The sequence below is a fragment of the Dapis brunnea BLCC-M229 genome (assembly GCF_050015995.1).
Lineage (GTDB): Bacteria > Cyanobacteriota > Cyanobacteriia > Cyanobacteriales > Microcoleaceae > Trichodesmium.
Window position 1 is genome coordinate 25,989 of sequence record NZ_JBNHEP010000087.1, and the last position, 9,355, is coordinate 35,343.

11 protein-coding genes are annotated in these 9,355 nt (G+C 38.7%); 7 read left to right on the forward strand and 4 right to left on the reverse strand.

Annotated features, from left to right (window positions below; all coding sequences use genetic code 11):
• Window positions 1–104: 104 nt before the first annotated feature.
• The 4 genes from ACP6PM_RS10030 to ACP6PM_RS10045 form a co-directional block, all read right to left on the reverse strand.
• On the reverse strand, window positions 105–2,096 hold the full coding sequence (locus ACP6PM_RS10030) for a hypothetical protein (protein ID WP_426584183.1): 1,992 nt from the start codon (window positions 2,094–2,096) through the stop codon (window positions 105–107).
• A 9-nt stretch (window positions 2,097–2,105) separates the two neighbouring features.
• Window positions 2,106–4,730 carry an alanine--tRNA ligase gene (gene alaS, locus ACP6PM_RS10035; protein WP_426584185.1) on the reverse strand — a complete coding sequence of 875 codons (2,625 nt, stop codon included), beginning with the start codon at window positions 4,728–4,730 and terminating at the stop codon, window positions 2,106–2,108.
• Window positions 4,731–4,968: 238 nt separating this feature from the next.
• The gene (locus tag ACP6PM_RS10040; protein WP_426584187.1) at window positions 4,969–5,193 is read right to left on the reverse strand and encodes a type II toxin-antitoxin system HicA family toxin; all 225 of its coding nucleotides are present in this window, start codon (window positions 5,191–5,193) and stop codon (window positions 4,969–4,971) included.
• Window positions 5,194–5,205: 12 nt separating this feature from the next.
• Entirely contained in the window at window positions 5,206–5,442 is a 237-nt protein-coding gene (locus tag ACP6PM_RS10045) for a type II toxin-antitoxin system HicB family antitoxin (protein WP_426584189.1), read from the reverse strand.
• Between the two features lie 161 nt (window positions 5,443–5,603).
• Between ACP6PM_RS10045 and ACP6PM_RS10050 the strand changes: the two genes are divergently transcribed.
• The 7 genes from ACP6PM_RS10050 to ACP6PM_RS10080 form a co-directional block, all read left to right on the forward strand.
• Entirely contained in the window at window positions 5,604–5,849 is a 246-nt protein-coding gene (locus tag ACP6PM_RS10050; RefSeq protein ID WP_426584191.1) for a DUF433 domain-containing protein, read from the forward strand.
• On the forward strand, window positions 5,846–6,202 hold the full coding sequence (locus ACP6PM_RS10055) for a DUF5615 family PIN-like protein (RefSeq protein WP_426584193.1): 357 nt from the start codon (window positions 5,846–5,848) through the stop codon (window positions 6,200–6,202). The genes ACP6PM_RS10050 and ACP6PM_RS10055 overlap by 4 nt, the downstream gene beginning before the upstream one ends.
• A 139-nt stretch (window positions 6,203–6,341) precedes the next feature.
• Window positions 6,342–6,572 carry a DUF2281 domain-containing protein gene (locus ACP6PM_RS10060; RefSeq protein WP_426584195.1) on the forward strand — a complete coding sequence of 77 codons (231 nt, stop codon included), beginning with the start codon at window positions 6,342–6,344 and terminating at the stop codon, window positions 6,570–6,572.
• A complete protein-coding gene (locus tag ACP6PM_RS10065; RefSeq protein ID WP_426584197.1) occupies window positions 6,566–6,739 on the forward strand; it encodes a type II toxin-antitoxin system PemK/MazF family toxin in 174 nt (57 codons plus the stop codon). Before ACP6PM_RS10060 ends, ACP6PM_RS10065 begins: the two co-directional genes overlap by 7 nt.
• 140 nt (window positions 6,740–6,879) lie before the next feature.
• On the forward strand, window positions 6,880–7,077 hold the full coding sequence (locus ACP6PM_RS10070) for a type II toxin-antitoxin system PemK/MazF family toxin (RefSeq protein ID WP_426584203.1): 198 nt from the start codon (window positions 6,880–6,882) through the stop codon (window positions 7,075–7,077).
• Between the two features lie 140 nt (window positions 7,078–7,217).
• Window positions 7,218–7,421, forward strand: a complete 204-nt coding sequence (locus ACP6PM_RS10075; protein WP_426584199.1) for a hypothetical protein — start codon at window positions 7,218–7,220, stop codon at window positions 7,419–7,421.
• A gap of 157 nt (window positions 7,422–7,578) precedes the next feature.
• On the forward strand, window positions 7,579–9,355 hold a 1,777-nt coding region (locus ACP6PM_RS10080), incomplete at its 3' end, for a calcium-binding protein (protein WP_426584201.1).

Genomic DNA, 9,355 nt, shown 5'->3' on the forward strand with positions numbered 1-9,355 from the left:
TTTGAGAGGATAAATAAGGTTGGCGATCGCTATTACCTTTTCATATCACCTGACCAAAAAATTTCTAATTCAATAGAAGTCTTATCTTATAGAGTATTTTCTAATCAATCTAACAAACCAATTGCTTTTCCATAGTTGTGAAGTTTTTTAAGTACATAGTTAGCAATCTGAGCACAACTAGCTCCTTTTTCTCCTCTCCACATTATCTCTAATCTAACTGGTTCAGGAAAATTTTCACTTCTACACAGTAAATCTGATTTGACCTCTATTTTACCATTAAAAGAGTCCTCTATTTGAAAATAATGCACTAATTTACAGTCTAGAAGTGCTGCCCCAATTGTTTTGTTAACTAAGTGATCATTATTTTTAGCAATTTCCAATAGCTTTTCAAATGCCCTTTTATTGCTTTCTTGACTTTTGTATCCACGTTGGCCAAGACCTCTTGGACGTAACTGAAAAGCTTTAGCAAGTTCACTTTTCATCAAACGTTCTTCTGCTTGTTTATCAGCACTTACATTGCTACTCTGCATATTTACTTTTTTCATCTTTGCTTTTAAATTATCGTCAGCATATTTTCTAGCGAGCGATAATGCAGTTGTGATAGGAATATAAATGATTTTAGAGTCTAGAACTGTTCCCAGAATACCTATTTTCTCAGATTTTTCTTTTAGCTTTTTCACTACATTAGCTTCTGTAGAACTTAGTAATTTTGTAATATCTGCTTGGGATAAACTCCCACGAGTTAAAGCAGCAACTTCGTATTCTGGGTCGGTTGCCCCCACTACTACTATCCACATTTTAAATGTTTCACGAGATGATAGTTTTTCTAATAAGTTACTCTGATTTTTAGTAATTTCTTGCAGCAATAGAATCATATAGTCACCAATAGTAGGGACTTGTTCTACCAGATCTTTAGCCCTTTGTTCTGAAACTCCAAAATCAATTAATGTGGCTCCCTCATTTAAGGTCTCAATTGTCTGAGCGGCAATCTGCATATACTGTCTTTTTAGGGGACCAGTAAAACGATAACTTGATTGTTCTATACCAAGTAAAGCAGCAGCACCAATTTTTTTAGATAAATTAATTAGAATCGTTTCTAAGTTATCACAGTTGCAAGGCCAAACTAATAAGTAACCTACACCTTTTTTTGAGCGAATAAAACGGTTGATTGAGTGTAAATCTTTCTCCAATTCTGGTTCTGAATAATCCGTAAGAGCTTCACGGTTTTCTATAACAACTATCCTCATTTTCAATGATTCAGATTTGATACTGTCTAGCTTTTTCAAAAAACTAGATATTGATTCATCTTCTTGTAAAGAAATAGTTTCAACTTCAGATATAAAAAAATTAGCTGTATGTAAGAAAGTTGATTTACCAGAACCAGAATCTCCACGCAATATCCAAAATGCACCTCTGCCAGCAGTTTTCATATGGGTATATGTATTTTTAAGCTTGGCTAAGGCATCCTTAACCTCTACAATAATAGTTTTTAAGTCATCTTTTTTCTTTTCAGTGCGTATTTCTAGACTTTCAAATCTATCTGGTACAAAAACTTCTAGATTTGAATTATTATCTGATTTATTTTCATCTAGAAATGCAGATAATTCTGATTGAGTATCAGATTTAGGTGTGGATGATTTGGCTTCTTCGGCATTTTTTGGACAAGATTCTGGAGAAAGATTTGATTCACTTTCTAACGAATTATCAGAAGAATTTTTTGAAATTAAATTACAAAGACTGTCTTCTTGATTTTCAGGCTTAGTAAGTAATTGTGATTCTGTATCAGAGTTAGGTATGGATAAATCAACTTTTTCCAAATTTATTTGACAAGGTTCAGGAGAAAAGTTTGATTCACTTACTGACGAACCATCAGGAGAATTTTTTGAGATTAAATTACAAGTATCTTCTTTTTTTTCAGATTTTTCAGAAGTATTTGTAGAAATACTAGAATTAGAATTTGAAGTAGATAAACCAAGCTTCTCAAGCTCCTCAAAAAAGTTTAACTGTCCTTCGGGTATTATATGTTTCTTTGACTTTCCCATTTTAAATTTATCTCTTTTGAATATATCTATTATAAGGTGGGCTTTTTTGCCCACCTAAAAAATCTACTTCAACCCTTCAACTAACTGCTCCCTCGCACTCTCTAACGCCTCCTTCAATTTACTCGGATCGCGACCGCCTGCCTGTGCCAAATTCGGGCGTCCTCCGCCGCCTCCTCCACACATTTTTGCTATCCCTCCTATAAATTTCCCTGCTTGCAAACCTTTGCCATTCACAGACTTACTAAAGGCAGCAACTAAACTGACTTTCCCTTCAGACCCGGAACCCAATACTACAGCACTCTCGCCCAACTTTTGTTGTAACCGTTCCGCAGCAGTTTTCAACGCCTCCGCATCAACTCCAGGCATTTCCGCTACCAATATCTGAAACTCGCCGACAGTCTCAGCATCCCCTAATAACTGGTCGGACTTCGCCACTGCTAACTCACCCTTCAACACTTCCAACTGTTTTTGCGACTCCTTCAACTCCTGCTGCAAGTTACTCACCCGCTCCGATAACTCCTCCGGTTTTATCTTAAACCGATCGGTCAACTCTTTAACCACAGCATCCCGCACATTCAAATAATCTAACACTGCCAAACCTGCCACTGCTTCAATACGGCGCACCCCAGAGGAAATACCAGCTTCAGAAATAATTTTAAACACGCCAATTTCTGCCGTATTATTCACATGAGTTCCCCCACATAATTCCATCGACACTCCCGGATAGTCAACCACCCGCACCACATCAGCATATTTTTCCCCAAACATAGCAACTGCTCCTTTTGCTTTTGCTACTTCCAATGGCATTTCCGCAATGGTCGCCGGATGTGCTTCAGCTATCCAACTATTTACCTGAGCTTCCACTTGCTCCACTTCCTCTGGTTTTAACCCCCGTGGGCAATTAAAATCAAACCGCAAACGGTCAAAAGATACTAAGGAACCCGCTTGAGAAATTGAGGAGTCTACCAGAGACCGCAAAGCAGCTTGTAATAAGTGAGTCGCCGTATGATTTGCCTGCGCTCTTCGCCGACAAGCACCATCTATTTGAGCATTTACCGTTATTCCTAACTGCAATGTACCTCGCTCGACGCGACCGAAATGCACAAAAATATTATTCTGCTTTTGCACATCTTCTATCCGCACTACCAAATTATCCCCACTCAGATAACCTCGATCGCCTATTTGCCCTCCAGACTCAGCATAAAAAGGCGTTTGGTCAAGTACAACTTGCACTTGAGTACCAGTTTCAGCAGAATCAACCTGTTCCCCATCAGCTACTAAAGCCATTACCTGTGCTGGGGAAGTCAAATCTGTGTATCCTAAAAATTCGGTTTGGTCAACATCTAATTTCACTCCACCTTCAGCAGTCAAGTCAATAGTTTCGTGAGCTAACTGAGAAATAATTCGCGCCTGCTCCATTTCCGACTCAAACCCATTAACATCAACAGTCAAACCATTTTCCTCAGCTATTTCCTGAGTCAACTCTAGGGGGAAACCATAGGTGTCATACAACTTGAAAGCATCTTCCCCAGAAATTTGTTTGCTTTTCTGAGTTTCTGGTTTTGCCATAATTTCTGCCAACAGTTTTTCCCCCCGCTCCAATGTTTCTAAGAAGCGAGACTCTTCCCGTTCCAACTCAGCTTTAATAGCAGTTTCCCGTTCCCGAAGATTTGGATAAACATCTTCAGAAAGAGCGATCGCTGTCTCAGCAACTTTTGATGTAAATTCCCCAGAAATTCCAATTAAACGACCATGACGAACAACTCGCCGAATTAACCGTCGCAAAATATAACCCCTACCAACGTTAGATGCAGTAACACCATCAGCAATTAAATGAGCTACTGCTCGCACATGGTCGCCAATGACTTTGAGGGAAATTTTGGTTTTATCGTCACTTTTTTTGTAGTCGATACCAGCAATATCCGCAGCAGTTTTAATGATGGGAAAAATCAGGTCAGTTTCATAATTATTCGGCACTTTTTGTAATATTTGCGCCATCCTTTCCAACCCCATTCCCGTATCAATATTTCTGTTTTGCAGTGGGGTTAAATTTCCATCTGCATCACGGTTATATTGCATAAACACCAGGTTATAAAATTCGATAAACCTGCTGTCGTCTTCCAAGTCAATATTCTCATCCCCTAATTCTGGATGAAAATCATAATAAATTTCCGAACACGGACCGCAGGGACCCGTCGGACCCGATGCCCAAAAATTATCTTCCTCATCCATCCGTTGAATGCGATGTGCTGGAATACCAATTTGGTCGCGCCAAATTGCAAATGCTTCATCATCCTCTCGGAACACGCTCACAACTAAACGCTCCGGTGGTAAACCGAATGTTTTTGTGGAAAGTTCCCAAGCAAAAGCGATCGCTTCTGGTTTAAAATAGTCACCAAAACTGAAATTACCCAACATCTCAAAAAAAGTGTGATGTCTGGCAGTGCGACCAACATTTTCAATATCGTTGGTACGGATACATTTTTGGGAAGTAGTCGCGCGGGGATATTTCCGGGGTTGTTGTCCGAGAAATATAGGTTTAAATGGTAACATTCCCGCAATAGTCAGTAAGACCGTCGGGTCTTCGGGAACTAAAGATGCACTAGGCAAAATAGGGTGTTCCCGTTGTGCGTAAAAGTCGAGAAACTTTTGACGAATTTCGTTACCTGTGAGTTTTTTGGCAGACATAATCAATTATAATTTTAGGTGGTCTAATTTTAGTTTACAGTCTATTCAGGTAAAATTTGCCCTATAATGAAGATGTAATTATTAATAATTACAGGACTTACCCAGAACCACCATATCTTGTAGGGGCGAATAGCCGTTTACCCCTACAAATGGTTTATAGTTTAATCTTTTGCGTAAGTCCCGATCTACTCTATGATAAAATTGATTAGTTCTACTGCAAACCACAACTAAACTAAACTCAAGCATTCAAAAAATCTTCTGGAAGAATTTCAGCTTGTTTTAAAATCGCACGCAAAGTTCCTTCTGGCAAATCTTTAGAATGATTAGGAATAGTAGTATACAAATTCCTATCTGGATTGTACCAAATTTCATGGCTACCAGCAGCTTGACGGTCAAAAACAAACCCAAAAGTCTTCAATTTCTTCACAATTTGTCGATAGCGAAATCCTGATAACCTTCCCATAAAACCACCAAATTATTCACTAATAACCAATGGATAATCAAACTTTTCGCCAAGAGTTTGTAAACTTTCCAGATTCAAAAGTTGTCTTTCCCGACGAGCTTCTATTAATTTACTAGCTACATCACGAGCTATTTCCAAAGTTTCAATCAAAGTTTCTCCCTGAGCAACTAAACCAGGTAAAGCATCGCTAGTTGCCAAATAAACTCCTTCAGGTAACTTTTCAATCTGTAGTTGCAACAGTTTTTCCATAATGTTTTAGATTAGAATCAGTCCAAAATTTTCTCAATTTTTATAGCTATTATACAGCAGTTTTCAGGTCAATGAACCACAGAAAAAAAACGATAAGTCCTCCACTCGAAAAAGCGTCGCTTATGCTAAAATGAGTGAATACAATTTTCTGTAGGGAAAAAATGATAGACCAATATCGAAAATTTATAGTTTCAAACCCTAAAATAATGATGGGCAAACCAACGATCGTGGGAACTCGCATGACGGTGGAATTTATCCTTGAAAGTTTGGCAGCAGGAGAGACTCCAGAACAACTGTTGGAGGAGCATCCCCGACTGAAGCGCGAGGACATTCAAGCAGCTTTAGCGTTTGCTGCTGAAGCATTAAAAGCTGATGTCATTTATCCTATTGTGGAGACTGTTTTGTGAATTTATTGGCAGACGAAAATATTAAGCAGGCAATAGTAGATCGCTTGCGACTAGATGGTCATGCAGTTTGGTACGTTGTGGAAATGGAACCAGGAGTTTCTGATGATGTAGTGCTAGATTTAGCTAACAGCAAAAGTGCGTTGTTGTTAACAGCGGATAAAGATTTTGGAGAGTTAGTCTTTCGTTTAAGTCGCATTGCATCCGGTGTGATTTTGGTGAGATTAGCTGGACTACCTAATTCTAGTAAAGCTACTATTATTTCTGAGGCGATCGCCAAACATTCCGATGAGTTGCCTGGTGCTTTTACTGTTATTACGCCAACGACAGTTCGCATTCGTTCAATAGGAGTTTAAATGTGAAGAAACGCGCAAAAGAGTTTTTGAAGAGGAAGCAGGTCAAATTCTCCTAGAAGATGGCATTATTAATCTTGTTACTTTCGATCCTATATTTAGATAGCAGTGTAAAATATACAAGTAAAAATAAGAGGTAGATATGAACGTTCGCGAAGAAACTATTTCTAAGATTAATCAACTCCCTGAAGAACTTGTGAGTGAGGTCAATGATTTTGTCAGTTTCTTGTTGATGAAACATGACCATGAGCGCTGGCAGTTGTGGGAGCTATTTACCGAGGGTAAAAAATTAGCAGAATCGGATTTTTCTGATTATTTATCTAATTTGGAAGAGTATGAGGAACGTTTAGCTCGTGGAGAAATTCAATGGTAAATGTTATTCGGGGCGATGTGGTATTATACGATCTTAATCCGGTGATAGGTACCAAACAAGCGGGAATAAGACCTGTGGCGATTGTACAAATAGATCGGGCAAATGCGGTTAGTCCTCACACAATTATTGCACCATTTATATCATGTCCGTTTGTATCGTTTGTGTAAACCCAAGGGTAAATATCAACAAGAAATTTAAGTTTTTTTCTTAACTCTTAAACCTTCTTCCCTGTTCCCTGTTCCCTGTTCCCTGTTCCCTACCTTTACTATACAAGACCGATGCTACCGGACATGATATTACGAGTAAGATTAATCGGGCACTTTTGCCTTCTCATGTATTTGTTCCTGCTGGTGTAGGTGGTTTAAGTTTAGATTCTGTGATTTTGTGTGAACAAGTCAGAGTCATAGACAAGTCTCGAATTATTAAAAAGTTGGGTCATCTAGACGATCTCTATCTGGAAGAATTAGCAAAAGCTTTAAGTATAATATTGGGGTTGTCGCTATAGGTTAAGAGCGATCTATCGCTTTTTTTAACACTAATAACTACCTGAAAAAATAGGCCAGACAAAACCATCGGGAAGGAAGTGATATAAGAGTCATAAACAAGTCTGGAATTAGTAAGAAGGTTAGGTCATCTAGACGAATTATGAAAAGGTTGGGTCATCTAGACGATTTCATCTGTAATTATAACTATTCAACCGGACATGATATAAGTAAATATTGGGGTTATTGCTGTAGAGAAGACACTGCTTGGCATCAGGGAACGGCCATTCGCCTCTACAGTAAAGACAAAACTATTCTCAAAATTGATAAATTTTATAGCAATTATTTAGCACCTGTGATATCTTAGATTTGCATTTATGCAAATCTAAGATAATTGAAAATTTGGCCTACTCGGAAAAATCATATTTGTTGATTTTATAATCAACAAATATGGCATTGCTAATTTCTGGAGTCGATTTAATTTTCAATACCTAAGTAAGTATAAATGGAGAAAACAAAAGAACATGGAAATTAACGGAACTAATAACAGTGAAACCTTGAATGGTGGGGTAGATAATGATTCAATTCAAGGATTCGGTGGCAATGACAGTTTATTCGGCGGTGCAGGAGATGACTGTTTAGTTGGTGGAACTGGTGACGATATCTTCAATGGTGGTGCAGGAGCAGATATTATTGTTTATGAAAGAATCTCTGGGACTAATACCATAGTTGATTTTGAACAAGGAGTTGACCGCATTGATGTTTCCTCTCTTGGTATCAATGATTTTCAGATTTTACAGGGACTTATTAGCGACAATATTGATGGGGATGCGGTTCTCAGCAGTTTCTTTAATGGCGCTACGGCTAATTTAGTGATTCGAGGAGTGACTACATCACAACTAACGGCACAAGATTTTATCTTGAATGATACTAACACTGATGATGAGGTCAATGGAACCGGGAACAGCGACCAATTATTTGGCGGTACGGGAAATGATTCAATTCAAGGATTAGGTCGCAATGACAGTTTATTCGGCGGTGCAGGAAATGACAGTTTAACTGGTGGTACTGGTGAAGACATTTTCAATGGTGGTTCAGGAGCCGATATTTTTGTCTATCAAAGACAGACTGGTGTTGGAGACCCTTTCACTAATACCATAGCTGATTTTGAACAGGGAGTTGACCGGATTAATGTTCGCGTTCTTGGTATCAGCGATTTTCAGATTTTACAGGGACTTATTAGCAACAATACTGAGGGAAATGCGGTTCTCAGCAGTTTCTTTGATGGTCGTACAACTAATTTAGTTATTCAAGGAGTGAGTAAAGAACAACTAACGGCACAAGATTTTCTCTTGAATGATAGTAATACTGATGATGAGGTTAATGGAAGCATTAGTGGTAACAGCGACCAATTATTCGGTGGTCTGGGAAATGATTCAATTCAAGGAGGTGGTGGCAATGACCAATTATTTGGTGGTGCAGGAAATGACAGTTTAACTGGTGGTACTGGTGAAGACATTTTCAATGGTGGTTCAGGAGCCGATATTTTTGTCTATCAAAGACAGACTGGTGTTGGAGACCCTTTCACTAATACCATAGCTGATTTTGAACAGGGAGTTGACCGGATTAATGTTCGCGTTCTTGGTATCAGCGATTTTCAGATTTTACAGGGACTTATTAGCAACAATACTGAGGGAAATGCGGTTCTCAGCAGTTTCTTTGATGGTCGTACAACTAATTTAGTTATTCAAGGAGTGAGTAAAGAACAACTAACGGCACAAGATTTTCTCTTGAATGATAGTAATACTGATGATGAGGTTAATGGAAGCATTAGTGGTAACAGCGACCAATTATTCGGTGGTCTGGGAAATGATTCAATTCAAGGAGGTGGTGGCAATGACCAATTATTTGGTGGTGCAGGAAATGATAGTTTAAATGGTGGTGCAGGAGCAGATGTCTTTTTCTATCAAACAGAGACTGCATTAGGTGCTAATACTTTTACCGACACCATAATTGATTTTCAACAAGGAAGCGATTTGATTGATGTTAGCGGTGCTGGTATCAGTGATTTTCAGATATTACTGGGACTTATTAATGATAATGCTGATGGAGATGCAGTTCTCAGCACTACCTCCGAGGATGATACGACTAATTTAATTATTCGAGGAGTTAGTAAAGAACTACTTACCGCAGAAGATTTTATCTTAGGTGAAGCTCCAGAACCAACAGAACCACCAGCACCAACCCCAGAACCACCAGCACCAACACCAGAACCACCAGCACCAACACCAGAACCACCAG